The organism is Natronorubrum texcoconense, assembly GCF_900100335.1.
In the GTDB taxonomy this organism is placed as follows: domain Archaea; phylum Halobacteriota; class Halobacteria; order Halobacteriales; family Natrialbaceae; genus Natronorubrum; species Natronorubrum texcoconense.
Genome location: NZ_FNFE01000003.1, coordinates 127,173 through 151,103, shown reverse-complemented (window position 1 = coordinate 151,103; position 23,931 = coordinate 127,173). Strand labels below are relative to the sequence as shown.

22 protein-coding genes are annotated in these 23,931 nt (G+C 63.3%); 8 read left to right on the top strand and 14 right to left on the bottom strand.

Annotated features, from left to right (window positions below):
- Positions 1–249: 249 nt before the first annotated feature.
- On the top strand, positions 250–1,530 hold the full coding sequence (locus tag BLT08_RS11230; RefSeq protein ID WP_090306634.1) for an ABC transporter substrate-binding protein: 1,281 nt from the start codon (positions 250–252) through the stop codon (positions 1,528–1,530).
- A 196-nt stretch (positions 1,531–1,726) separates the two neighbouring features.
- Here BLT08_RS11230 and BLT08_RS22560 read toward each other — a convergent pair whose 3' ends face one another.
- The 5 genes from BLT08_RS22560 to BLT08_RS11205 form a co-directional block, all read right to left on the bottom strand.
- The gene (locus BLT08_RS22560; protein ID WP_139171299.1) at positions 1,727–2,116 is read right to left on the bottom strand and encodes a hypothetical protein; all 390 of its coding nucleotides are present in this window, start codon (positions 2,114–2,116) and stop codon (positions 1,727–1,729) included.
- Between the two features lie 220 nt (positions 2,117–2,336).
- Positions 2,337–3,041 carry an ABC transporter ATP-binding protein gene (locus BLT08_RS11220; RefSeq protein WP_090306622.1) on the bottom strand — a complete coding sequence of 235 codons (705 nt, stop codon included), beginning with the start codon at positions 3,039–3,041 and terminating at the stop codon, positions 2,337–2,339.
- Entirely contained in the window at positions 3,041–3,877 is an 837-nt protein-coding gene (locus BLT08_RS11215; protein ID WP_090306617.1) for an ABC transporter ATP-binding protein, read from the bottom strand. The genes BLT08_RS11220 and BLT08_RS11215 overlap by 1 nt, the downstream gene beginning before the upstream one ends.
- Positions 3,874–5,184 carry a branched-chain amino acid ABC transporter permease gene (locus BLT08_RS11210; RefSeq protein ID WP_090306612.1) on the bottom strand — a complete coding sequence of 437 codons (1,311 nt, stop codon included), beginning with the start codon at positions 5,182–5,184 and terminating at the stop codon, positions 3,874–3,876. The genes BLT08_RS11215 and BLT08_RS11210 overlap by 4 nt, the downstream gene beginning before the upstream one ends.
- Positions 5,181–6,296 carry a branched-chain amino acid ABC transporter permease gene (locus BLT08_RS11205; RefSeq protein ID WP_090306608.1) on the bottom strand — a complete coding sequence of 372 codons (1,116 nt, stop codon included), beginning with the start codon at positions 6,294–6,296 and terminating at the stop codon, positions 5,181–5,183. Before BLT08_RS11205 ends, BLT08_RS11210 begins: the two co-directional genes overlap by 4 nt.
- 461 nt (positions 6,297–6,757) lie before the next feature.
- Between BLT08_RS11205 and BLT08_RS11200 the strand changes: the two genes are divergently transcribed.
- Positions 6,758–8,155: a sodium-dependent transporter gene (locus BLT08_RS11200; RefSeq protein WP_090306599.1), complete on the top strand. Its 1,398-nt coding sequence runs from the start codon at positions 6,758–6,760 to the stop codon at positions 8,153–8,155.
- A gap of 21 nt (positions 8,156–8,176) precedes the next feature.
- On the opposite strand, the gene BLT08_RS11195 is transcribed toward BLT08_RS11200, so the two are convergent.
- Together BLT08_RS11195 and BLT08_RS11190 are read right to left on the bottom strand one after the other, a co-directional pair.
- The gene (locus BLT08_RS11195) at positions 8,177–8,896 is read right to left on the bottom strand and encodes an SDR family oxidoreductase (protein WP_090306596.1); all 720 of its coding nucleotides are present in this window, start codon (positions 8,894–8,896) and stop codon (positions 8,177–8,179) included.
- 110 nt (positions 8,897–9,006) lie between these two features.
- Positions 9,007–9,456 (bottom strand): response regulator, encoded by a 450-nt coding sequence (locus BLT08_RS11190; protein ID WP_090306592.1) that lies wholly within the window; start codon positions 9,454–9,456, stop codon positions 9,007–9,009.
- A gap of 266 nt (positions 9,457–9,722) precedes the next feature.
- On the opposite strand from BLT08_RS11190, the gene BLT08_RS11185 reads away from it, so the two are divergent.
- On the top strand, positions 9,723–10,382 hold the full coding sequence (locus tag BLT08_RS11185; RefSeq protein WP_090306587.1) for a glycerophosphodiester phosphodiesterase: 660 nt from the start codon (positions 9,723–9,725) through the stop codon (positions 10,380–10,382).
- Positions 10,383–10,384: 2 nt separating this feature from the next.
- Here BLT08_RS11185 and BLT08_RS11180 read toward each other — a convergent pair whose 3' ends face one another.
- From BLT08_RS11180 to BLT08_RS11150, 7 genes are all read right to left on the bottom strand, one after another.
- A complete protein-coding gene (locus BLT08_RS11180) occupies positions 10,385–10,564 on the bottom strand; it encodes a hypothetical protein (protein WP_090306583.1) in 180 nt (59 codons plus the stop codon).
- A gap of 148 nt (positions 10,565–10,712) precedes the next feature.
- Entirely contained in the window at positions 10,713–11,111 is a 399-nt protein-coding gene (locus BLT08_RS11175) for a secondary thiamine-phosphate synthase enzyme YjbQ (RefSeq protein ID WP_090306578.1), read from the bottom strand.
- 59 nt (positions 11,112–11,170) lie between these two features.
- Positions 11,171–12,190 (bottom strand): HEAT repeat domain-containing protein, encoded by a 1,020-nt coding sequence (locus BLT08_RS11170; protein WP_090306575.1) that lies wholly within the window; start codon positions 12,188–12,190, stop codon positions 11,171–11,173.
- A gap of 76 nt (positions 12,191–12,266) precedes the next feature.
- Complete coding sequence (locus BLT08_RS11165; protein ID WP_090306572.1) at positions 12,267–14,294, bottom strand: SpoVR family protein; 2,028 nt, start codon at positions 14,292–14,294, stop codon at positions 12,267–12,269.
- Positions 14,287–15,612 (bottom strand): YeaH/YhbH family protein, encoded by a 1,326-nt coding sequence (locus BLT08_RS11160; RefSeq protein ID WP_090306568.1) that lies wholly within the window; start codon positions 15,610–15,612, stop codon positions 14,287–14,289. Before BLT08_RS11160 ends, BLT08_RS11165 begins: the two co-directional genes overlap by 8 nt.
- The gene (locus BLT08_RS11155) at positions 15,603–17,894 is read right to left on the bottom strand and encodes a PrkA family serine protein kinase (protein WP_090306563.1); all 2,292 of its coding nucleotides are present in this window, start codon (positions 17,892–17,894) and stop codon (positions 15,603–15,605) included. The genes BLT08_RS11160 and BLT08_RS11155 overlap by 10 nt, the downstream gene beginning before the upstream one ends.
- Position 17,895: 1 nt before the next feature.
- Positions 17,896–19,965, bottom strand: coding sequence for a PrkA family serine protein kinase (locus BLT08_RS11150; RefSeq protein ID WP_090306560.1), 2,070 nt, complete (start codon positions 19,963–19,965; stop codon positions 17,896–17,898).
- Between the two features lie 590 nt (positions 19,966–20,555).
- Here BLT08_RS11150 and BLT08_RS11140 point away from each other — a divergent pair.
- From BLT08_RS11140 to BLT08_RS11120, 5 genes are all read left to right on the top strand, one after another.
- On the top strand, positions 20,556–21,008 hold the full coding sequence (locus BLT08_RS11140) for a DUF5820 family protein (protein WP_090306552.1): 453 nt from the start codon (positions 20,556–20,558) through the stop codon (positions 21,006–21,008).
- A gap of 91 nt (positions 21,009–21,099) precedes the next feature.
- Complete coding sequence (locus BLT08_RS11135) at positions 21,100–21,546, top strand: UPF0179 family protein (protein ID WP_090306548.1); 447 nt, start codon at positions 21,100–21,102, stop codon at positions 21,544–21,546.
- A gap of 90 nt (positions 21,547–21,636) precedes the next feature.
- The gene (locus tag BLT08_RS11130; RefSeq protein ID WP_090306544.1) at positions 21,637–22,323 is read left to right on the top strand and encodes a PHP domain-containing protein; all 687 of its coding nucleotides are present in this window, start codon (positions 21,637–21,639) and stop codon (positions 22,321–22,323) included.
- Complete coding sequence (locus BLT08_RS11125) at positions 22,320–23,453, top strand: asparagine synthase C-terminal domain-containing protein (RefSeq protein WP_090306541.1); 1,134 nt, start codon at positions 22,320–22,322, stop codon at positions 23,451–23,453. Before BLT08_RS11130 ends, BLT08_RS11125 begins: the two co-directional genes overlap by 4 nt.
- A 145-nt stretch (positions 23,454–23,598) precedes the next feature.
- Entirely contained in the window at positions 23,599–23,847 is a 249-nt protein-coding gene (locus tag BLT08_RS11120; RefSeq protein ID WP_090306536.1) for an amphi-Trp domain-containing protein, read from the top strand.
- Positions 23,848–23,931: the final 84 nt, after the last annotated feature.

The window sequence follows — 23,931 nt, the reverse complement described above, 5'->3', positions numbered from 1 at the left end:
GTTCGGTAACTCGTAGTATTATCCCGGCCGTGGGTGTGTGTAACTTTATCACGGCCAGCCAGGAGAGCCTTCGTCGAACCAGGTCCTCTCACATTGCGCCGTCGTCAGTACGCACAGCTACGTACCGAATACCGGCCGATACGAACGGTAATTCCCGGTATTTGTCGGACAATACCCCCTCTAGCTGACGAATCGACGTTGGTCTCCGTTCACACAAGACATATATATGAGGTATTGCCACTGTTACCCATGGTGCAGCGACTCAACCGACGACGCGTGCTGAGTAGTATCGGTGCTGTGGGTACAGTCGGCCTCGCCGGCTGTATTGGGGACGAAGACGAGGTCGGCGGTGACGGACCAGACGTACTGAACATCATCGGTTACCCCGAGAGTGGAATTCAGATCTTCCGAGACTTCTACTCCGACCACGACAACGGAACCGAGATCATCGTCCCGGACGGGATGCAAGACGGCGACCTGCCGAACGAAGTCGGGAACGACATGGAGAACGTCACCGGGACGGGTCCGTCCTCTGACGGGCCGAACGAAGACGCGTACACCGACCTCTACGAAGACGCGTACGACGCGACCCCTGGGGTCTTCACCGCACACACATTCGACGCCGTCGCCGTGTGTATCCTGGCGAACATTGCGGCCGGCGAGAACGACGGCGAAGCGATCCGCGGGCAGATGCGACGGATCGCAAACCCCAACGGCGACGAGTACGGACCGGGCGAACTCGAGGAGGCGGCCGCAGCGGCTGCCGACGGCGACGACATCAACTACCAGGGTGCCTCGAGTACCGTCGACTTCGACGACGTCGGCGACCCGGCGGAGGCGGCCTACGACGTCTGGGAACTCGGTGGCGACGGTATCGAGACGGTCGATACCGTCACGTTCGAAGGATCGGACCCCGGCGGCGAGATGGACGACGACTCCCCCGGCGGAACGGACCGCGACGACGTGATGGTCTCGATGTTGCTTCCGGAGACGGGTGACCTGGGACAGCTCGGAACACCGATGGTTCAGGCGGGCGAACTCGCCGCAGACCAGTTCGACGGCACCGATTTCGACATCGATCTGCAGGTCGAGGACACCGAGACGGACGAGGACACCACCATCAGCAACGGTGGTGCCCTCATCGACGCCGGTTACCCGTCGATCGTCGGCGCGGGGTCGTCCGGGAACACCGTCTCGTTCGTCGGGGACAGCAGCAGTGCGAACGTCGTCCAGTGTTCGCCGTCCAGTACGGCGCTCAGCCTCTCGGATATCGACGACGACGGCTACTTCTTCCGAACTGCTCCCAGCGACTTGCTTCAGGGACAGGTCATGGCCGAAGTGGCGGCGAACCGCCTCGGTGCAGAGACGGTCGCAACGATGTACGTCAACAACGACTACGGTCAGCAGCTGTCCGAGCAGTTCGTCAGCGCGTTCGAAGACGAACAGGGCGGCGAAGGACTCAACCAGGTCTCCTTCGAATCCGAGCAGGGCTCTTACAGCGGCGAACTCGAGTCGGCACTGTCGGACTGAGACGACCGAGGATAGATCCGATTTCTTTTGCGTCGGTGTCGAGGGACGACTCACTCGAGCTATCGCGACCGTCGTTCGGCTGTTTCCGAGGTCACATCGAACTGATGAACCCTTTGAAATCCTCCTCTTCAGACGTACTTTAGTGTGAAACGCACGCTCACTACACTTGCACACGTATCGGGTGGGGCTAAACTGCCTATCCCTCTTGAATCAGAATATCCTGTTCGAGTGACAGTTCGTACCAAATGTCTGCCTTCGAGGCTATACTTCCCGACTCGCTGTTCGACGCTGGCCACGGAAACGACAGCTCTTCAGACGAATCTATTTCGAGATAGATACGGGAGGGGGTGTCCTCTACTGGGACATTCTCGTTGGCTGTCTCAGCGTCCATCTCGAACACTTCTTCTTGAAAGTGGCCCTCCGAAGAACTTCCAATTCGAACTGTAATCGTATGGGAGTCCTGTGAACCGTTATAGATTCCAAACTCATAATCTTGCTGCTGATCGTCGGATACAACATCTGAACAGCCAGCAGTCAGGACAGTAAGAGTGGTTCCTGCCGCAACCAGCAATGAGCGTCTCTTCACACTTCATAATATCTGTCATCAATTCAAATGTCTTCTGGGTAATAAGACTGCTACCACAGAACGCCCCCTCTATCGACCGATTCGTAGAAACCCTGTACTGACCGCAGAGGTGGGACTCCCGCAAAGGATTTCAACAGAACCGTAGAGAACGGTATCGAGCCAGCGTTCGCTCGAGCCACCGTGAAGTCAACAGAAAAACCGGGACCAGAACAGCCGACGATTAGCCGCCGAGGAACTGCTGGCGGACCTCCTCGTCGTTCAACAGCGCGTCGCCGGAGTCGACGTAGCGGTTCTGGCCCTGGACCAACACGTAGCCCCGATCACAGCGCCGGAGCGCCTTCTTCGCGTTCTGCTCGACGACGAGCAGCGCGGTCCCGTTGTCGTTGATCGCGTCGACGTGATCGAACATCTCGTCGACCAGATCCGGCGCCAGCCCGGCGCTCGGCTCGTCGAGCAACAGCAGATCGGGATCGAGCATCAGCGCACGGCCCATCGCGACCATCTGCTGTTGGCCGCCGCTCATCGAGCCGGCTTTCTGGTCCTTTCGTTCCCGCAGGATGGGGAACTGATCGTAGACGCTCTCGAGTGCGTCCTCGGGCACCTCGTCTAAGATGTACGCCCCCATCTCGAGGTTTTCCTCGACCGTCAACGAGGCGAAGACGTTGTCGTTCTGGGGAACGTAGCCGATCCCCTGATGGATGATCTCGTCGGGCGTGCGGCCGGTGATCTCTTCCTCTCGGAACTCGACCGAGCCGCCCATGTACGTCGTCAGCCCGAAGACGGACTTCATGGCCGTCGACTTCCCGGCTCCGTTGGGTCCGACGATGACCACGTACTCCTCCTCGGCGACGGTTAGGTCGACGTCGCTCAAGATCTGCAGGTCGCCGTAGCCCGCGTCGAGTCCGTTCACGTCGAGCATCGACATCAGACCTCACCTCCGAGGTAGGCCTCGATAACCTGCTCGTTCGACGTGATCGTCTCGGGCGCCCCTTCGGCCAGCACCGACCCCTGATGCATCACGATAACGCGTTCGCAGTTCTCCATGATAAGGTCCATGTCGTGTTCGACGATGAGGAAGGTGTAGCCCTCCTCGCGGAGTTCGTGGATGTGATCGAGGAGTTTGTGTTCGAGCGTCGGGTTGACGCCCGCGAACGGCTCGTCGAGCAACAGCATCTCCGGCTCGATCATCAGCGCCCGCGCCATCTCGAGCAGTTTTCGTTGCCCGCCCGAGAGGTTGCCCGCCTTCTCCTCGGCGATGTGTTCGATCTCGAAGAACTCGAGGACCTCCCACACGCGCTCGAGCAGTTCGCGTTCCTCCCGTTCGACCTCCTGGCGGGCGAACGGGAGCACCGATCGCCAGAGCTGTTCACCCGATTGATTCTGAGCCGGGAGCATCAGGTTCTCGAGAACCGTCATGTTGGCCATCTCGCGGGCGATCTGGAACGTTCGGACGAGTCCGTAGTCGGCACACTCGTAGGGTCTGATACCCGTGATATCCCGTCCCTGAAACCGAACCGTGCCGCCGTCGGGGCGGTGAATACCCGTGATGCAGTGGAACGTCGTCGACTTCCCGGCCCCGTTCGGACCGATCAGTCCGGTCATCGCGCCGGATTCGACCTCGAAGCTCGCGCCGTCGACGGCGGTAATCCCGCCGAAACGTTTGACGAGTCCGTCGACGGACAGTTCGATGTCGTTTCGCTGTGGGTCCGGGTCGGCAGCGTCGTTCGGTACTTCCGGGGATTCGATTTCGGTGTCGCTCACGACGAATCACCTCCGCGGCCGGCGGTGCTCTCGTCGCCCGGCCGTCTCGTCAACGGTATCGCCGCCGCCGTCTCCTCACGATGGCCCAGTAATCCTTCGGGCCGACGATGCATGAGGACGATGAGCGCGACGCCCATCAGGACGAACTGGAGCGTCGTGAACTCCTCGAAGGTGTACCGAACGAACGGAGCGACGTCCCCCGAGAGGATCGGTGCGACGGAGCCGGCGAACGTGTTCGGCGCGTCGCCGAACGTGACGACCTGATCGACGAGTCGGCGGAAGTACTGCGGCCCCTCGAAGAGGATGGCGACGAACAGTCCGGATCCGAGCACGCTGCCGGTGTTCGAGCCCGCACCGCCGATGATCAGCGCGATCCAGATGTAGAACGTCACGTGCGGGCGGAACGCCTCCGGCGTGACGCCCGTCCGACGGAAGCGCCAGAGGATGCCGGCCAGCCCCATCAGCGCACAGCCGAGCACGAACACCTTGATCTTGAAGTGGTTCGTGTTCTTCCCGAGCGATTGGGCCGCTTCCTCGTCCTCGCGAATCGCCTTCAGCACGCGACCGAACGGCGACCGACTGGTTCGCTGGATGAGCCAGTAGATCCCGACGAGCACCAGCACCAGCACCATCGAGTAGGCGAGCGCCCGCGCCTGCGTCGGCCCGAACCCGAACAGGCTGTTGGTCAGATCGACGAACGAACTGAACACCTCGAGTTCGAATATCACGTTCATCGGGTCGCCGTAGTTCCGGATGAGTCCGCGACCGCCGCCGGTGCCGAGTTCGGTGCCGAAGATCGTGAATTCCTGTAACGCTCCGGAGGTGATCCCGAGCCGAACGATCTCGGCGAACGCGATCGTCGTGATCGCGAAGTAGTCAGCGCGCAACCTGAGCGCCGGAATCGCGACGATCAGTCCCGCGAGTCCGGCGGCGACGACGCCGCCGATGATGGCGATCGGCATCGGCAGTCCGAGTCCGGCGTACTGGGCGGCGCCGGTCGGGTCGGCGGGTTTCGCCAGGATCATCGTGACGTACAACCCGACCGCCATGAAGCCGGCGATACCGATGTTGAACAGGCCGGTGTACCCCCAGTGGAGGTTCAACGCCAGCGTCACCATCCCGTAGACGGCGATCAGGTACGTCATCCGCCGCAGGGTGTTGACGATCCCGTCGAGCGAGTACCCCAGCGCGAGGCCGACCAGCGCGTAGGTGATGTAAATCGTGCCGAAGACCGCGAGGATCTTGACGGCGTCGTGTTCCCAGAGCGATTCCAGTTGGGCTCGCCTGTCCGTAGTGTTCGTACTCATGCTGTTGTCTTCCCTCCGAAGAGACCGGATGGTTTGATCATCAAGACGAGAATCATGATCAGGAACGCCGTGATGGTCGTAAAGTCACCGCCGGGGAGCCACACCATCGACAGGTGCATGCTGATCCCGATAATTAGCCCGCCGAAGATGGCGCCGTAGATCGACCCGATCCCGCCGAGGATCACCGCGGCGAAGATCAACAACAGGAGCAGCCAGCCGAACTGCCAGTCGATCGTTCCCGTCCACAGCACCATGAGGTAGCCGGCGCTCCCGGCTAACCCGCCGCCGATCATCCAGGTCCAGCGAATGATCTGTTCGGTCGGAATCCCGGTCACGAGCGCGAGATCCCTGTTGTCCGACATCGCCCGCATCGCTTTCCCGAGTTTCGTCCGCTGAAGCATCAAGTGGACGCCGAGCATGAGCGCCACGGCAGCGACGATCAGCGTGCCGTCGTGGACGTCGATGGAGACCCAGCCGTCGACTAACAGTAGATCGAACGAGGGGAGCCCACCGAGGGTCGTTCCGCGCGTACGGTTCGAGTAGACGAACACGATGATGTAGCGGAGTGCGAAGGCGACACCGATACTCGTAATCAACAGCGGAATCCCCCCCGAGCCACGCATCGGCTTGTAGACGATTCGGTCGATCAAGTACACGAAAAGCGCCGTGCCGATGCCGGCGACGAGCAGCCCCGCCATGATCGCGAACGGCGTCGAGGTGATCGCGATCTCGAGTTGTGCCCCACCGACGCCGCGCTGTGGGGCGACGAGCACCAAGTGACCGAAACTAGCGGCCCCCCAGCCGGCAACGAGATACGTAACACCCCACCCGAAAAACGCTCCCGACGTCACGTAGTCCCCGTGTGCGAAGTTCGCGAAGTTGAGGATGCTGTAGGTCATCGAGAGTCCGATCCCTGCGAGCCCGATGATAAGTCCGTAGAGCGTTCCTTCCACCACGTATCGAGCGACACGTGAGATACTGTACGTTCCGTTGAGGATTCCGATGATCAGATCTCCGAGCAACAGGAACGCGCCGAGTCCGACGACGAGCAGGAGCAACTGCTCGGTGGTCATCCCCCGGCCACGATCGATCACTGTATCGACGGTAGACATTCACAAACCTCCGTTCTGGTCGCTAGATTCTGCGTATGTGTGTTATATGTTGTGGTGGGGAACGGTTGTCGTTGACAGCCGAAACATAATTCGAAATTCTGGGAGTGCCGTCATCGATCGCCGTGGTAACGGCCTGATTCGACGCTAGAAGTTCGAATCGGGTGTTTTCGTTCAGCCAGAGGACTGATCGACCAGCGACGAACCCTCGAAACGGACAGCCCGCGAGGTGCACTTACCGGCAACGTACCAACTGGAAACGAGCATGTCATCTATTAGATCTTTTCGACCGTCGCCGTCCGAGCTAGTTGGTACCGATAAACACTCTGTGTGAAAAATAGCAGTCTGCGACGGGATGTCCGAACCGTTCCGTCCGCTCGAGCGAGCGAACCGAGGTGACAGCTCCCATATGATAGTTCCAATATCTAGTAAGGTATTTAGAAGTGGATTGGATTGGCTGCCGTATGGTAGAACGCGAAACGTGGGCGACGAGAACAGGCTTTATTCTCGCCGCGGTCGGGAGCGCGGTGGGGTTAGGTAACATCTGGCGGTTCCCGTTCGTCACGGGAGAAGGTGGTGGGGCCGCGTTCCTGCTCGTCTATCTCCTGTTCGTGGCGCTGGTGGGCTTCCCGGCGATTCTCGTCGAGTTCGTCGTCGGGCGGAAGACCAAACGAAACCCGGTCGGCGCGCTGATCGAACTGGGCGGGGACGCTTGGAAGTACGTCGGTGGCATCTTCATCGTCACCGGCTTCGTCATCCTCTCGTTCTACAGCGTCGTCGCCGGCTGGTTCATCCGCTACTTCCTCGAGGGCTTCCGCGGGAGTTACTCGAGTCATCTCGCCGGCTACGAGGACGCGGCGGCCGAAGCCGGAGAACCGGCGGCGCTTCTCATGTTCGGCGACCTCTCGGTCGGACTGGACGCCTTTTTCTTCCACACGATCTTCATGGCGATGACCATCGGGGTCGTCGCCCTCGGGATCCGACAGGGGATCGAACTCGCGGTGAAGGTGATGGTCCCGGCGATCGTCGTCCTGCTCATCGGGATGGCCGTCTGGGTCTTTACGCTCCCCGACGCCGGTGCCGGCTACGAGTACTATCTCTCACCGGAGTTCGGCGTCATCGCAGACAACTGGATGGGGCTGCTCCCCGCAGCGGCCGGCCAGGCCTTCTTTACGCTCTCGCTGGGGATGGGCGTGATGATTACGTACGCCTCCTACCTCGGTGAGGACCGAAATCTGGCCAAAGACGGGACGGCGATCATCGGATTCGACACCGGGATCGCGTTCCTGACCGGACTGGTCGTCTTCCCCATCTTCTTCTCGGCCGGTATCACCGAGCCGGGCGATGGCGGTCCCGGGGCGATTTTCGTCTCGATGACCGAGGCGTTCGCGACGATCTCCGGCGGTCACCTCATCGGCCTCCTCTTCTTCGGGACCGTCGCCATCGCGGCGCTCTCGAGTGCGATCTCCCTGCTCGAGGTCGTGACGGCCTACGTCATCGACGAGAAGGGCGTCGAACGGTGGAAGGCGGCGCTCGGCATGGGCGGCGTCATCTACCTGCTCGGCGTGCCGGTCACCTACGACCTGATCTTCCTCGACTTACTCGACGGCTTCGCCGACGGCGTCTTGCTGGTGTTTGGCGCGCTCATGCTGGTCATCCTCGTCGGCTGGATCACGCCGAAGTTCGCCGTGCAAGAACTCGAGAAGGGGATCGGCGATCTCGGCTCGCTCGGTACCGTCTGGATCTGGGTAATTCGCCTGCCGATTCTCGTCGTGCTCGTCGTCTCCCTCTCGCTGGGAGTGATGGATTACGTCGACTTCCTGACCGGGGACTTCGCGGGCTGGCTGGACGAGAACCTGTAATCGACTCCGACAACACGATTTTTACGCGTCGCCGTACACCGGCACAGCGGCGCCGCTGGTCACCGACGCGCCGTCGCTACAGAGAAACGCCATCACGTCCGCGATCTCGGACGGATCGACCCACGAGTCGTGATCCGAATCGGGCATCATCTCGCGGTTCATCGGCGTGTCGATCACGCTGGGCATCACGCAGTTAGCTCGGACCGTGCCGCGGTTCTCCGCGGCCAACGTCTCCGTCAGCAGCCGAATCCCCGACTTCGTGATCCGGTAGGGACCGTCGCCCTCGCCGCCCTCGAGCGACGACCGCGCGCTGATGCTCACGATCGAACCCTCGCTCTCCTGGAGCTGTGGGAGGGCGTGTTTCGCGGCCAGAAACGCGGTCTTCAGGTTGACGTTCATCAGGAGGTCGAACTCGGCGAGATCGGTCTCCTCGATCGGGTCGCCGCCGCGCCAGGTGCCGGCGATGTTCAGCAGGTGATCGATCCGGTCGTGATCGTCGACGATAGCCGAGACGAGTCGCTCGACGTCGGCTTCGTCGGTCAGATCCCCCTCGTAGAAGTGGGTTCGTTCGTCGGTCTCGAGCAGGCTGTCCTCGTCGTCGGGAGCGACGACGTCGACGGCACACACCGTCGCGCCGGCCGCCCGAAAGCGGTCGACTGCCGCGCTTCCGAGCGCGCCGCTCGCGCCCGTGATCACCGCGACGGTTCCGTCGAAGTCGACGTCGAACTCGGTCGAAGGCATACCGTCACTGCCACGGCCTGTTAGATCAAGGTCGGGGGTGGGCGGGTCGACACGCGGTGCAGGCGCGAGGAAGGCGAACTCCGGGAGTCCCCGCTCTGACGCGACGAACGCTACGAAGAGACCGGCGGCAACGCCGCCTTCTGGAGCCAGAACTCCGCGACGGCTTCGACCATCTTCTCGTACTCGATCGGATCGGTCGGCTTGGTCAGGTAGGCGTTCGCCGAAAGCTCGTAGCTGTCGAGGACGTCTTCGACGGCGTCGGAACTGGTCAGGACGAGGACGGGAATCCGCGTGAGCGTCGCGTCGTCCTTGATCGTCTCGAGGAACTCGAGGCCGTTCATCCGAGGCAGATTCAGATCGAGGAGGACGAGGTCGGGAACGGTGTCCGGATCGCTATCGCGGCGCTTCGTGAGGAACTCGAGGGCTTCGTCGCCGTCGGTGGCGACGTGAATGGTCGTCTCGATCGAGAGCTGTTTGAACGCCTCCTTCGTGAGTCGAACGTCGCCCGGATTGTCCTCGACGAGGAGCACGTCGATCGGATCGTCGAATCGGTCAGTCATGGCTGGAAGATCACCTCGCGTCAGTGCAACGTATTCGTGTCTGATACATCGGCAGCGATAATCGTTTTCGTGTAGATTGGATACCGAGTTAACGACAGTTGCTAATAGGTTTGGAACTCGGGTCGAGTTGCCCCCGGCAATCGGGGGACGGCGGCAGCTGGACCGAACACCATCCCTCGAGTACATCGGCAACGGGACCGGACGCGAGTCCCACTACCTGCCAGCGAACGAGTCACTAAAGCCGCTCGCGGCCGTTGTCCCATCGAATGCGTCTGATCGCCCATCGAGGCTTTGCCGCTACGTCCCCCGAGAACACGATCGCAGCGATTCGATCGGCCGCCGAGTACGCGGACGCCGTCGAGTTCGACGTCCGGCGCTGTGGATCGGGCGAACTCGTCGTCATCCACGACGACACGATCGACCGCGTGACCGGGAGCACCGGCACGGTCGCCGACACCACGCTCGAGGAACTCAAAGCCCACACCGTTCTCGGCTCCGGCGAACGCGTCCCCACGCTCGAGGAGATGCTCGAGGCCCTCCCGCCGAACGTCGAAGTCAACCTCGAGATGAAGGCCACCGGAATCGCTGCGGACGTCCTCGAGGCCATCGAAGACGTCGAGAATCGCGTCGTCACGACCTCCTTTCTGCTGCCCGAACTCGAGGCAATCCGCGAGATCGATCGCAGCCAGCCGACGGGGCTGCTGGTGAGTCGCCGCCTCGAGACGCCGGTTACGACCGCCGTCGAACTCGACTGCGACGTCATCGGCGCGAACTACTGGCGCTGTTTCACGACGAATCTCGTCCCGCGAGCGAAGTCGGTCGACCTCGAGATTCACGCGTGGTCGCTCGAGCGGCGGATTACGGCGAAGTTGCTCGAGTGGCGCGGCGTCGACTGCGTCTCGGCGGACCGGCCGATTCGGCTCTAGCGTTACGCCAGATCGAATTCGGAGGAGGATCGCAGCAACAGACTGATCCCGACGAAAGCGATGGCGAACCCGGCGAGGAGCAGGTGTCCCCTCAGTGCTCGAACGGCGAAGAATATCTCTGGGAGAAAACCGACGAGAGCGATCGCGATTCCGACAGAGATGAGCTTGTATTCGGTTTTCATATCATTCAGTTACTATGATCTGTGAAAATTGTTTCGCAGCCATGACCCGCACCTCGGTCCATCGAGCATCGTACTGGTTCTCACGACCAAAACCGACTGTCGGGCTCGCGCGCGGAATCGCTGCTCGACACCGATTCGAGCACGCTCACTACTCGCCGACAGTCGTCACCGACACCGTCCGCGTGCGCGGCCCGTCGCACTCGACCAGCAGCACCGACTGCCACGTCCCCAGCGCCAGCTCGCCGTCTTCGACCGGTATCGTCACGTCCGGTCCGAGCAGCGCCGCTCGGAGGTGCGAATCCGCATTTCCGTCCAACTGATCGTGTGCGTGTCCCTCGTCGGGAACCAGCTCCCGAAGGGACGACTCGAGGTCGCCGCGCAACCGCGACTCGTTCTCCTGGACGATCAATCCGGCCGTCGTGTGCTCGACGAACCCCGTCGCCGTTCCCGACTCGAGGTCGGCGGGAACGGCCGCGGCGATCCGATCAGTTACGTCGACGGTCGTCAGCCGCGCGTCGGTCTCGACGGAAAACGTCTCCCGTGCCATATGCGATTTCTCGTCGGCCAGGCACCACTGCGTTACGGTCGTCGGAGCCGAAGCGGGACTCAGGAGAGTCGATCCAACGCCCAGTCGGCCCGCTCGCGGACGATCGACGCCGGATCGTCGACCGCCATCGTCTCGAGTCGATCCGCGGCCGCCTCGACGCGCCCGTGGCCGAGCGCGACGCACGCGTTCGCCCGCGCACGATCGAAATCGTCCGTGAGCAGTTCGAGCAATGGCTCTCGTGTGGGACCGAGGTCCCGACCCGTTGCCGCGGTGACGCGCGCGAGCAATACGGCGGCGTTCGCGCGCGTCTCCGGGTCTGGGGACGCGAGGGCATCGCCGAGGTCGTCACAGACCGGCTCAACAGCCGTGGGGGCGTGGTGGGCGACGTCCGCCAGACAGCCGATGGCGTTGCGCCGAAGCGGCGGGTCGTCGTGGTCGACGAGGTCGATCGCCCGTTCGACGAAGTCGAGCCGTTCGGGGGGCGTCTCCGATCGAGTCAACCGACCCAGCGTCGGGAGGACGGGAACGCCGTTGGTCTCCGGATCCGCCGCCAACGCGTCGGTGAGCACCGGGAGCGCAGCGTGCACTGCGGTCGGCGTCGTTCGCGATATCTGCTGGATCACGCGGAGTCCCCAGTCGTCGTAGCCGGACCGGCGGTCGACCACGTCCGCGATCGTGGCCGTATGCTCGATCACGGCCGACGGCTGCTCGTCGGCGACGACGGCCAGACACCGGAGGAGTTCTCGCGCCGCCGGCCGATTCGGATTCTCATCGACGAAGGAGACGATGACGTCGACCGACGGCGCCACGTCCGCGGGCGACTCGGCCGCGAGTTCGGCCAGGCAGTACGCGACCGACTCGTGACACTCGAGCGCCGGCTGCTCGAGCAGTGCGCGGAGCTTCGGGACCGTCGGCACGCAGTCGCCGGGACGCTCCTCGAGCGTGTCGCGGATCGTTTCGACGGCCGCTCGCTGGTCGGTCGGTTCGCGCCTATCCAGTTGTGCGAGGACTGACGGCAGGTCGAACGAGTCAGCGCCGACTCGTCGCTGTTCGACCGCCTCGCCCCCTTCCCCATCCATCACATCCCGAGCATGTGCGATCGGCGGCAAAAGCCTTCCGAGTGTTTACTGCGGTCGAAAACGGCCGAAAGAACGGTCAGGCGAGCCACTCGTCGGGTTTCGTGTCGTAATCGACGTCGTCGGCCGAGAGGTGCTCGACCTCCTCCCACGGGACGTCGTCGATCGTCACGGTCTCGCCGTCGTACCGGATGAGTTTGCCGCGCTCTTCGGGTTCGGGCTCCCGGTTACGTCGTTTCGCCACCTCGATATCGTGTTCGTCGACGTCCTTGACGATCGTCAGCAGGTTCACGGGCCGGCCCCACAGCTCGAAGATCCGCTTCAAGGTCTCCCTGGCCTGCCCGAGATCGAGCATGACGCCGTTGTACTGGTGGCCCAGCAGGAGTTCGTTCGCGTTGTTGTAGTTCCCGTCGTAGACCGCGATGGTCGGCTTTCCGAAGTTGGTGAACTGCAACAGCAGCTTCTTCTTGACGTCCTCGGCGGCGTCGCTGGCGACGTGGAACTGGCCCGTCGCCTGGGAGTGTTCGTAGGTGAAGTAGTTGTTCTCCGTGATGAACTCCGTCGTGAGGAACTCGTCTAAGAACGTGACGTCGTTGTGGCTCTCGCGGATGTCGTACATCCGATCCCAGCCCGCCGAGAAGTCGACGTCCGCGAGCGCCTCCTCGACGGTCTCGTAGCGGGCGTCGTCGAAGAGGTAGCGACCGATCTGCTCGAGATCGTTCTGGCTCACCCGGGTCAGGAAGCCGCGGTGCTGGCGCTTGACCAGCGAGTAGTGGCGCCGCGCCAGCCCCTCGGTGGTCAGCACCTTCCACGGGTACGTTTCGACGTCGATCTCACCGTTTTGGGCCTGCTCGAGCGCCTCGCGGTCGACCCACTCCTCGGGGACCTCCTCGAGTCGATCGAGCGTCTCGGGCGTGATCGACGCGATGGCTTCTGGGGGTTCAAGGGTCTCTAAGACCGCCTCGAAGTCGACGACGTCCATCAGGTTACGCCAGGAGACGCCCTCGACCCGCAGGAGCTGTTCGAGAACCTGCCGGCGGTTCGTCCGGTTCTCGACGTACTCCCAGAGCTCCATCCCGAGGCTGTAGGGGTTGAGCCCGCCGGAGGCGAGAACCTTCGCCATGTGGTCGGCGTAGTTCATGAACTCGTCGTCGCCGGCGAACCCCTCGTCGGTCATCATCGTCGACTCCCAGTAGGCGGCCCAGCCCTCGTTCATCACCTTCGTCATCTTCTGGGCGGCGAAGTAGTACGCCTCCGCGCGCATCATGTCGAGGATGTCCCGCTGCCACTCCTCCATCTCGGCGGCCCGTCCCGCCTCGTCGTCGAACTGCTTGCCGTGTTCGCGGACGAACGAGAGGATGTCCTTCTGGGGCTCTTCGGGGAAGGTGACCGCCTCGTCGCTCTGCTGAAGTTTCTCGAGCCACTCCTCGTCGAACACTTCGCCTTTCACCTCGTCGGAGAGCCCGAGTTCGTCGAGTTTCTCCGCGATATCGTCGTCGAGGTCGTCGACCGGGCCGTCGACGTCGAGTCGCCGACTGAACACCTGGTGCTGGTCGATGTTGTCCTCCAGGGAGAGACAGTGGTCGATCCACTTCTCGACCTCGGCGCGGTCGATCTCCGGATCGGACATGTACTCGTCGATCGCTCGCGCGTGGCGCTCTAACATCGCGGCGGCGTTGACCTGATCCTCGTCGGCGCGACCGCTGGTGAACAGGCCGAACCACTCGTTCTTCGCGAAGAAGTCGGAGTGAGCCTCGACGTGGGTGATCACGGCTTTCTGGTCGGCCAACGTGTTCGACTCCTGCAGGAAGGCGTGGGCCGGATTGTCGTTGTTGACGATCTCGAACGCCTTCCCGCCGCCGTACTGGCCCTGTTTCTGTTGTTTGTCGTACTGCATCCCCCACCGCCAGTGGGGGTAGCGGCTCTGGAAGCCGCCGTAGGCGATGAGTTCGTTCATCTCGTCGTAGTCGATGATCCAGTACTTGACCGGGTAGGGCTCGAGGCCGAGTTTGACGGCGAGGTTTCTGGCCTCGTCGACCGGTTCCTCGAGATCGGCGGCGATCGCCTGTTTGCGGAATCGGTCCGCGTTGGAGTTGCGTTTACTCATTGTCGTCACTCTCCGTGGAGAGGATCTCGTAGATCGCGTCCGTCACGTCCTCCTTGCTGTTGACGTACGCCACCGCGACGTCCTCGGCGTCGGTACCGAAGTGTCGCTCGAGCTCCTCGGCGTGGGTGGCGTTGATCGCGTTGCCGCTGGGTTGGGTCTCGACGTAGGCGTGGAGGTTGGCGTCGATCTGTTCCATCATCGGGATGACGCGCTCGCCGGTGTCGTTGCTCGAGTTCTCCGAGTCGCCCGCCGCGAAGACGTACCGGTTCCAGTCGCTCCAGGGGTACTCCTCGAGCAACTCGTTGGCGAGTTCGTACGCGCTCGAGATCTTCGTCCCGCCGCCGGAGCGGATGCCGAAGAAGTCGTCGCGTTCGACCTCCCAGGCGTCGGCGTCGTGGGCGATGTAGACGAACTCGGCGTTGTCGTACTTGCCCTGGAGGTACCAGTCCAGCGGCGTGAACGTCCGCTCGACGAGTTCGCGTTTCTTCTCGCGCATCGAGCCGGAGACGTCGCGGATGTTGACCACGACGACGTTCTTCTCTTTCTCCTCGATGATCTCGGGGTGGCGGTAGCGCTCGTCCTCCCGCCGGAAGGGGACGTGTTTGATCCCCTCGCGGCGGATCTTCTGCTGGACGGACTCGCGTTCGACGTTCGCCTCGACTTCCTCGATCGAGGCCCACGTGCCGCGTTCCTCGTCGGGAACGTTGCTGTAAGCCTCTTCGACCCACGCCATCGAGACGGGGAGGCTCTCGCCGCGGGCCCACTCGAACACCTCGCGGGGCTCGATGCCCTCGACCTTGCACAGCTCCTTCAAGAACTCCTCGTCGAAGTCCATCGCGAGCTTGCGCTTGAGTCCCTCCTTGAACATCCGCTCGAAGTCGAGCGTGCTGTTGGGGCCGGTCCGCGTCATGTCGGTGAAGGGACCTTCCTTCTCCTCGACGACCGTCTTCCCCTTCGGATCGAGGTCGAGCCCTAACTCCTCGTCGAGCTCTTCCGCGAACTCTTCGGGGTCCATCTCGTAGTACTCGTGCTCGCCGCCCTCCTCGCCGGGTTCGCCGTCCTCGCCGTCGCCGTCGCCCGGCTGGGGCTGTGGCTGGCCGACCGGTTGGCCGGGCTGGGGTGTTCCGTCCTCACCCTGCCCGACGCCGCCCTTGTCGCGCTGGTCGTACTCGAACTCCGGTAGCGAGACGATCTTGACCGGAATCTGGATCGATCCGCGGCCGCCGGCGAGGTCGCCGTACTGGATGAAGTCGGCCAGATCCTCGCGTCGCTGTTCGCCCACCTCGCGGAATCGCTCGAGGTCGTCTCTCAGTCCCATCTGTAGCTCACCTGTCCCATGACGTGTCGGCTGGTTAGCTCGGCGGAGGCCGCCGAGTAGTCGAAGAGATCGACCATGGTGTCGATCGTTCGCTCTTTTACGGTCGCCGTCTCCGTCCCGCTCGGCGGGTCGTCCCACTGGCGCGGGTCGAAGTCCTCGAAGCTTCGCTGGACGTCGTCCCAGTCGTGGCTCTCGAGGACGCTCTTGATCACCGGAATCGCGGTGAGATCGACGTCCTCGACGGCGAAATCGTCGTCGCGGTGCTCCCACGCGTGGCGGTTCAGCGACGTGATCACCTTCTCCCGGCGGAAGTTCCGGACGCTCTCGCGGGGGAGGTTCCCCTCGTACTCGGCCTCGGAGAAGCGGCCGAGGTGTTCGATCTCGAAGAGCTTCATCTTCAGCGGATCCGGCTCGACCTCCTCGCCGCGGTCGTTGTACAGCGGCTCGTCGGTCTCCCAGGCGTAGACCTGTTCGACGTACTCGGCGACGGTCTCCTCGTCGACGCGCTTGTCGTGCATGATCGCCTCGATGACGTCGCTCTCCTGCCGGTCGAAGATGTAGTTTTTCACGGGGACGATCCGGTTTTCGAACTCCGAACGCTCGCCCGACGAGAAGACGGGGGCGTCTGCGAGCCCTTCGGCCATCGTGTTCAACACGTCCCGGGGCATCACGACGTCCTCGACCGGCAGCTCGGAGTGGTGTCGGTCGCGGTCGGTCTGGATGAGTTCCGCGAGCGTGTCCCGCGTGTACGTGACCGGAATCCCGTGTTCGCCGTCGTGGGCCTCGCCGTTGAAGTCGAACTCGTCTTTCTCGCGTCGCGTGTCGCCTTCCTGCAGGTAGCCCTGATCGTAGATCAGCGCCTTGTCGACGAGATCCAGCCCGTTGGGCAGGTTCTCTTCGTCGAGTCGCGTCACGACCGCGTACAGCGCGGCGGCTTCGATCGCGTGGGGTGCGAACTCCTCCGTTCGCGTCTCGCCGCCCTGATCTTTGACCGAGACGCGAACCGGTTCGCGGATTCGCGCTTCGAGCTCCTCGTAGCTCTCGGCCTCCCAGACGGCGGACTCGTTGGTCAGTTCGCGACGGATCAGCTCCGACTCGAGGCTGAGGTTCGTCAGGTAGCCGAACTGGTGTTTGTCCAGCCGGCGTTTGAGCGCCTTCAGCGGGTCCATTCCGTTCCGGTCGGAGTGCTGGTTGAGCTGGGCCTCGAGGTCGGGGTTCGAGATGATCAGCATCTGCGTGTCGACGTCCATCCCGATCCCCTTGTCCAGTTTGACGGACTGCTCGTCGGGGACGTTCAGCAGCTTCTGCAGCAGGTCGGCGTGCTGGGCCGCGTCCTCGACGATGGTGAGGACGCCGTTGCCCTGTGAGAGCACGCCGTCGTAGGAAAACGCCTGCGGGTTCTTACGCCCGCGCGAGTCGAGTTCCTGGAGCATGCCGTGCATCCAGGAGCCGACGAGTCGCTCCTTCGGCGGGCCGTCGTCTTCGCTGTGGAGGACGCCGACACCCTGGCCGACGTCGACGACGTAGTTTTTCACCCGTAGATGGTCGTCGTCGGTGATCGCCGAGAACAGCGCCTCTTCACCGTCGCGTCGGTAGCGCTCCTCGAGGAAGTCGTACGCCTCCCGGGAGAACGGGTCGAGTTTCGCGTCGACCCGAACGGGGACGTGGTCGTCGAGTTCGTCGTTGAGGTCGGCGAGCACGCGTTCGCGGACCTCCTCCGGGAACACCGACAGCGGGTGCGCCTGGACGGGGCTCTCGTACCAGTGTTTGTCGTCCGTCGCCGTCGGATCGGTGTTCCCGTAGCTCAGTCCACGATCCTCGCCCGCTTCGGCCGTCGTGACGTTCCACTCGACGGTGTACCGACGGCCCTCGGGTGTCTTCGAGTACTCGCGGAGCCCGTTGACCAGACAGCGCTTGAGTTCGGACTTGCCGGTCGCCGTAGGGCCCTCGAACCAGATGATCTTCTCGTCTTTCGCCCGACCCGCCGCGATCGATCGGAGGTCGTCGACGAACCCGTTTAGCACCTCGGTGTTGCCGAGGATCGCGTGTTCGCCGTCGTTGTGCGGGTCGTCGAAGAAGCGGTAGCGTTCCTTCTCCTCGCCTTCCTCGACCACGGTCCGAGTGCCCGCCGCCTCGATCGCCTCGAGGAGGTACTTCGAGGCGTGAGAGGCGATCGTCGGATTCGCGAAGATCCGATCGACGTAGGTCGCGAGGTCCATCGGCTCCTCGTAGGTCTCCTCTAACGTGCGGTCGGCCTCGGTGACGTAGTCGTTTCCGGTCATATCAATCCATCTCAGCTTTGGCGACCTCCGCACCGGCGAACTCGAGTACTTCCTTCGCTCCGCCTTCGGAGTAGCCCTGTTCCATCAGCGCGTCGATCCACGAGGAACGCTCGTCGTCGTCGAACTCGTTGGCCGACACGAGCGCGGAGAAGTTGATGTTGTGCTTCTTGTCCTCCCAGAGTTTGCGCTCGAGTGCGCGGCGCAGGCGCTCGTTGTCCTGCGGGTTGAACGCCTCGCCCTCGCGTGCGCGCCGGGAGACCCAGTTCGACACTTCCTGCCGGAAGTCTTCCTTCCGATCCTCGGGGATGTCGAGTTTCTCCTCGACGCTTCGGAGGAACGTCTCGTCGGGCTCCTGTTCCCGACCCGTGAGTTCGTCCTCGATGGTGTCGTCGTCGATGTAGGCCATCACGTGGTCCATGTACTTCTCGCCTTGGCGCTGGATCTCGTCGATGTCGTAAGCCAGCGCGTGGCGGACGTCCTCGATGGCTCGCTCCTTGTACTCCTCGCGCACGGTCTCGAGGTAGCGGTAGTACTTCTCGAAGTTCTCCTCGGGGATCGAGCCGTGGTGTTCCAGGTTCTCCTCGAAGAAGTTGAACACCGTCAGCGGCGAGAGGAAGCCGCGGGAGCGGTGTTTGGAGTCCATGATCGCCTCGGCGATCTCGTCGCCGATGAACCGGGGCGAGACGCCGACCATGCCCTCACCGATCTCGGCCTTCTGCTCGGCTTCGTCGCGGAGCTTCTTGATGTCGATGTCGTCACCTTCGTCGATCTCGCCGTTGTACGCCTTGGCCTTCGAGAGGAGGTCGACCGTCTCGGTGTCGGGCTCTTCGACTCGCGTGAGGACGCCGAACAGTCCCGCCATCTCCAAGGTGTGCGGTTCGACGTTGATGTCCGGGACGTCGGCGTTGTTCAGCATCTTCTCGTAGATGCTGGCCTCGTCCTCGTAGGAGAGGACGTACGGGAAGTCGATCCGCTTGGTGCGGTCGTTGAAGGCCTCCATCTTCTCGTCGCCCTTCTTGTCCTTGTACTCGGGCATGTTCGTTCGGCCGACGATCACCTGGTCGATGTCGATCCGAGGGTTGTTCTTCGGCTTGATCGTCTGCTCCTGGGTCGCGTGGAGGAAGTCGTAGAGGAACTCGCGCTGGAGTTTGAGCAGCTCTTCGCCGGAGAAGATGCCGCGGTTCGCGTTACAGAACGCCCCCGAGTAGTCGAACGCGCGCGGGTCGCTCTCGCCGTAGATCGCGATCTTCGAGTAGTTGACGTCGCCGGTGAGTTCGGTCTCGTCCTGGTTCTTCTTGTCCTTGGGTTCGAACGTCTCGAGGCCCTGCCGCTTGTTCTCGTCGGCGACGAAGCGGATGATCTCGACGTGGTTCTCCAAGACCTGCTGGAGGTCGTCGTCGTAGTACGCGAGCAGCCGGTCCATGTAGAACTCGCTCTCGGGGTCTAAGGCCTGCTCGTTCTGAATCGTGTACGGCGCGTCGAGGCGCTCGTTCAGGTCGTCGAGCACGCGCTGGCGTTGCTCGAGCGGGAGGAGCACGAGCGGATCCTGGTTCATCGGCGACCGGACGGTGTCGTCGGAGGGGTCCTGGTCCTTGATGACGTCACAGAGGTTGGTCCAGCGGAAGGTGTACATCCGGCCCTCCTCGCGGAGCGTGTAGTCCTCGAAGTACTTCCGGACCTGCTTGTCGAAGTGGGACTTCCCTGAGCCGACCGGGCCGAGCAGGAGTTTGATACGTCGTTCGGGGCCGAGCCGGCGGGCACCCGACTTCACCTTGTTCACGAACTCGTGGATCGACTGGTGAATTACCTTCCCGTAGAAGGTGTTCTCACCCTCGCCGAGCGGATCCTCGCTCGCGAGCAGGTACTCGACGACCCCTTCGGTCTCGTCGTAGGCCGTCCCGTAGTAGTCGAACATGTCCGCGACGCGCTGGTGGGCGTTGCGGGTAATCTTCGCGTCCTCGTAGCACTCCTGTAAGTACCAGTCGAAGGACTTGGTCTCCCGCAGGTCTGCGGGCATCGATTCCTTGTAGTCCGTACTGAGCGTCTCGAGTGTCTCGATATCACCGGTCATGGTATCATTGCCAGTTGCGATCTCCCCCGTTTGCATCGTCCGTGATCACGCGGAGTGGTCGGAGCGGACGTCGTTCGACCACCACTCTCGTCGCGGTCGAGCCGTCGGGATCCGTCGAGCCGTGTCACCATCGACCACACATCGTCACGGCAGTCGGCAGGCTCCGGGAGTAACTCGCTCTCGAAACGAACCGAACTGCGGCGGGCGGCGGTCTGTCGTGCCATGTGTGATCGATCACCACTCACGTTGCGCGACGACCTCCTCAGAGGCTCGAGCAACGGCGCGCCGGGGACGGGCGCGGAGTGGATCGGTCCGGCGAACGGATACCGATAGTATTTAATGAGTGAGTAATCCAGGTACTTAGCTTTAGCCCCAAAAGATATTTACCAGGATATTGTTCCACACACCAAGGTCGTGGATTATATATTGGCCCACGCTACCACACCACATCTTGGTCGATCGATGGCATAAGTTGCGGGCCTGCAGCGGCCGGTTTCGCTCGTGCGCGCTCGGCGTGTGGGCACACAACACGCCTCACCTCGAGTCCCCGCGACGACGAGGCTTTAGGACCGGCCGACCTACCGCCGCGCATGACGAACTCGGAGACCGGCGGGGATCCCGAACCGCCGCTCTCGTCGCTCCCCGACGCCTGGACCGTCTGGAGTCAGGGCGACGACGGCCGCCTCGTGCTCGCGTACCGACCAGACGTCTTCAACGGCGACGACTTTCCGGCAGCCTGTCTTCCCACACTGTACCTGACCCACGGAAAACGCACCCGTCGCCCCGGAACCAATCCGACCAGCCGTCCGACCAACGACTGGTACGTGACCCTCTATCTCGAGCCCGACGTCTCCGCCGACAACGAACGGTTTGAAACGCGGGCCGAGGCCCTCGAGCGCGCGCTCGAACTCGCCGACGCGTTCGACGTCGGCGAGGTCGACTACCGGGGCCTCTACCAGGTCCCCCGCGAGACGTACTTCGATCGATTGGACGAACTGACCGGCGCGGTCGGAGACGGCGATTCCGAGACGGAATCCGCGTAACAGGCTATCGCAACGAACGCGACGACCGGCGATCCGTTGGTCGACGAGTCGACACGTGAGTCTTAACCGGCGTCGCGAAGTAGGGACCGCTATGTCGACCGTTACGCTCGTCGGAACTCGGCTCGCCGACCCGGGAACCGAGTTCGTCTACCACGGCGAGGCCGACGCCTGCGCTGGCTGTCCCTATCGCAGTCAGTGTCTCAACCTCCAACCCGATACCAAGTACCGGATCACGTCCGTCCGGGAGAACGCCCAGACCCTCGAGTGCGCGATGCACGACGGCGGGGTCCGCGCCGTCGAGGTCGAACCCGTCTCCGTGCGCGCGAACATTCCCTCGAAGGGGGCGTTCGCCGGCAGCAAGGCGAGTCTCTCCGGCCCCTGCCCCTACGTCGAGTGTCCGAGCCACGAGTACTGCGAACCGGATGCCGTCGAATTCGACGAGGAGTACCGCATTCGCGACATCCTCGGCGACCCGCCACACGAGGTCTGTCACCTCGATCGGTCGCTCGAGATGGTCGAACTCGACACCGACGAGTAGGCGATCTCGGCGCGAACGCCGCTGATTCTCACGTGCGTATCACGTATCGAGGTGTTTTTGATCGCTCCACCCGAACCGGGGCACATACCCGTGCTGTCGGTTGAACTCCACGCTCACTCCGCGCTTTCCTACGACGGCCGAGACTCGGTCGAGTTGATCCTCGAACAGGCCCAGGCCGTCGGTCTGGACGCGATCGCCGTCACCGACCACGACGAGATCGACGCGAGCCTCGAGGCCGCCGAACGCGCCCCCGAGTACGGACTGATCGGCATCCCCGCCATGGAGATCTCGAGCAAAGCCGGCCACATCCTCGGTTTCGGGCTCGAGGACGCCGTCCCGCCGGGCCTCTCCTACGAGTCGACGCTCGAGGCGATCTGGGAACAGGGCGGACTCGCGGTGATCCCTCACCCCTTCCAGGAGTCGCGCCACGGGGTGATGGCCCGCATCTCTCGAGACCAACTCGCCGAGGGCGACGCGATCGAAGTCTACAACTCGCGGCTGCTCACCGGCCGCGCGAACCGGCAGGCCGAACGGTTCGCCGAGTCCCACGGCCTGCCGATGACGGCCGGCAGCGACGCTCACATCAGTGAGATGGTCGGCCAGGCCGTCACCCGCGTCGAGGCGGACGACCGCTCCGCCGACGCCATCCTCGAAGCGATCCGCGAGGGCCGAACCACCGTCGAAGGGAAACGAACGCCGTGGCACATCAGCTTCCGACAGGCCGCAGGGGGTGTCACCCGCCGCGTGCGAAACGGCGTGCTGGGGCTCTTCCAGTGACGCTCCGCGGTGCCGACCCCGATATCGTTCGCGGTGCCCTCGAGCGCGGCGACCCGTTGCCGGGAACGACCGGTTTCGCCGGCGAACTCGACGGCACGCTCGTCCGCGACGTGCTCGGCCGCGTGCCCGTGTACGTCGACCGCGAGAGTGATCACCGCACACCAGCCGCCGACTGGGCGTTCGAACCGACGGCCCTCGAGCACCCGACACTCCTCCCCGCGGGGACCACACTCGACCTGACGACCCCCGACGCCGAACCCGAACGTCGCTGGACGCTCCCCGACCCCGACCCGGAGACGGACCACGACGCCGCACTCGAGCGACTCGCCACGGCGATCCGGACCGCGGCCGACGACGCGCTCGAGGCCGACCCCGACATCGCCGTCGCCTTCTCCGGCGGCGTCGACTCGGCGCTGGTCGCGGAACTACTCGACGCGCCGTTGTACGTCGTCGGCTTCCCCGACAGTCACGACGTCGAGGCCGCGCAGACGGCCGCCGAGGCGATGGGGCGGGAGTTGACCGTCGTCGAGCTAACGCCAGCGGATCTCGAGCAAGCGGTGCCCGACCTCGCCCGCGCGATCGGCCGCACGAACGCGATGGACGTCCAGATCGCCCTCCCGCTCTCGCTCGTGAGCGAGCGCGTCGCCGCCGACGGCTTCGACGCGCTGGCGGTGGGCCAGGGCGCGGACGAACTGTTCGGCGGCTACGAGAAGGTCGTCCGTCTCGACCACCGCGTCGCAGCCGAGACGACTCGTGGTGCCGTCCGCGAACAGATCGCGACGCTCTCCGAGCAGCTTCCGCGCGACGTCCACGCGATCGAAGCGAGGGGGCTCGAGCCGGTCGCTCCCCTCCTCCACGACGCCGTCGTCGACGCCGCGCTTCGACTGCCCGACGAGCTGCTGGCCGACGAGACCGAGCGCAAACGTGCGCTTCGGCACGTCGCCGCGGAGTACCTCCCCGAAGCGGTCGCCATCCGCGAGAAGAAGGCCGTCCAGTACGGCAGTCTCGTCGCTCGCGAACTCGACCGCCTCGCCCGGCAGGCCGGCTACAAGCGCCGGATCGACGACCACGTCACGAAGTACGTTCGATCGCTGCTCGATGACGGCTCGGAGCCACCGACGGTATCCTGAGTCGCCGACACCGTCGCTTCGCTCGCTCCCGTCGATTCGACTTCGTCTCGAAATCTGGTAGCTCTGGCCGCAAACGGCCGTCACCAAAGTCGTGCCTGCCGATTCCCGGCCAACCTATTTATGTTCGTTCGGTGGTCGTTTTGCCATGGGTGAGAAAACGAACACCGAAGAGAACGTCTCGCGGGAAGAGGCGGCGGATCTGGTACAGGAACTCGCACAGGAGATTCGAAGCGGCGGTATTGCCGAAGTCCGCGTCGGGAACAAGATGCTCAAACTGTCGCCCGCACCGGAACTCGAATACGGCATCGAAGTCCAGGAGCGATCGCCGATGCTCGGCGGCCCGCGTGAAGAAATTACGGTAACCCTCGAGTGGGAAGTCGAAGAAGAGCCCTGATACGGATTGCTGTAACGATGTATCGGCCCGACCGCAGGACGGCTCGCGGTCGGGCCGGAAATGACTTACAGTAAACCGTATGAG

Coding starts and splice junctions, on each gene's coding strand:
- BLT08_RS11175 (WP_090306578.1), bottom strand. CDS start 11,111: ATGGCACGGGAGACGTTTTCCGTCGAGACCGACGCGCGGCTGACGACC.
- BLT08_RS11160 (WP_090306568.1), bottom strand. CDS start 15,612: ATGGGACTGAGAGACGACCTCGAGCGATTCCGCGAGGTGGGCGAACAG.
- BLT08_RS11135 (WP_090306548.1), top strand. CDS start 21,100: ATGTCGACCGTTACGCTCGTCGGAACTCGGCTCGCCGACCCGGGAACC.
- BLT08_RS11220 (WP_090306622.1), bottom strand. CDS start 3,041: ATGTCGATGCTCGACGTGAACGGACTCGACGCGGGCTACGGCGACCTG.
- BLT08_RS11140 (WP_090306552.1), top strand. CDS start 20,556: ATGACGAACTCGGAGACCGGCGGGGATCCCGAACCGCCGCTCTCGTCG.
- BLT08_RS11120 (WP_090306536.1), top strand. CDS start 23,599: ATGGGTGAGAAAACGAACACCGAAGAGAACGTCTCGCGGGAAGAGGCG.
- BLT08_RS11190 (WP_090306592.1), bottom strand. CDS start 9,456: ATGACTGACCGATTCGACGATCCGATCGACGTGCTCCTCGTCGAGGAC.
- BLT08_RS11195 (WP_090306596.1), bottom strand. CDS start 8,896: ATGCCTTCGACCGAGTTCGACGTCGACTTCGACGGAACCGTCGCGGTG.
- BLT08_RS11170 (WP_090306575.1), bottom strand. CDS start 12,190: ATGGATGGGGAAGGGGGCGAGGCGGTCGAACAGCGACGAGTCGGCGCT.
- BLT08_RS11155 (WP_090306563.1), bottom strand. CDS start 17,894: ATGACCGGAAACGACTACGTCACCGAGGCCGACCGCACGTTAGAGGAG.
- BLT08_RS11230 (WP_090306634.1), top strand. CDS start 250: ATGGTGCAGCGACTCAACCGACGACGCGTGCTGAGTAGTATCGGTGCT.
- BLT08_RS11185 (WP_090306587.1), top strand. CDS start 9,723: ATGCGTCTGATCGCCCATCGAGGCTTTGCCGCTACGTCCCCCGAGAAC.
- BLT08_RS11210 (WP_090306612.1), bottom strand. CDS start 5,184: ATGAGTACGAACACTACGGACAGGCGAGCCCAACTGGAATCGCTCTGG.
- BLT08_RS11150 (WP_090306560.1), bottom strand. CDS start 19,965: ATGACCGGTGATATCGAGACACTCGAGACGCTCAGTACGGACTACAAG.
- BLT08_RS11180 (WP_090306583.1), bottom strand. CDS start 10,564: ATGAAAACCGAATACAAGCTCATCTCTGTCGGAATCGCGATCGCTCTC.
- BLT08_RS11200 (WP_090306599.1), top strand. CDS start 6,758: ATGGTAGAACGCGAAACGTGGGCGACGAGAACAGGCTTTATTCTCGCC.
- BLT08_RS11165 (WP_090306572.1), bottom strand. CDS start 14,294: ATGAGTAAACGCAACTCCAACGCGGACCGATTCCGCAAACAGGCGATC.
- BLT08_RS11205 (WP_090306608.1), bottom strand. CDS start 6,296: ATGTCTACCGTCGATACAGTGATCGATCGTGGCCGGGGGATGACCACC.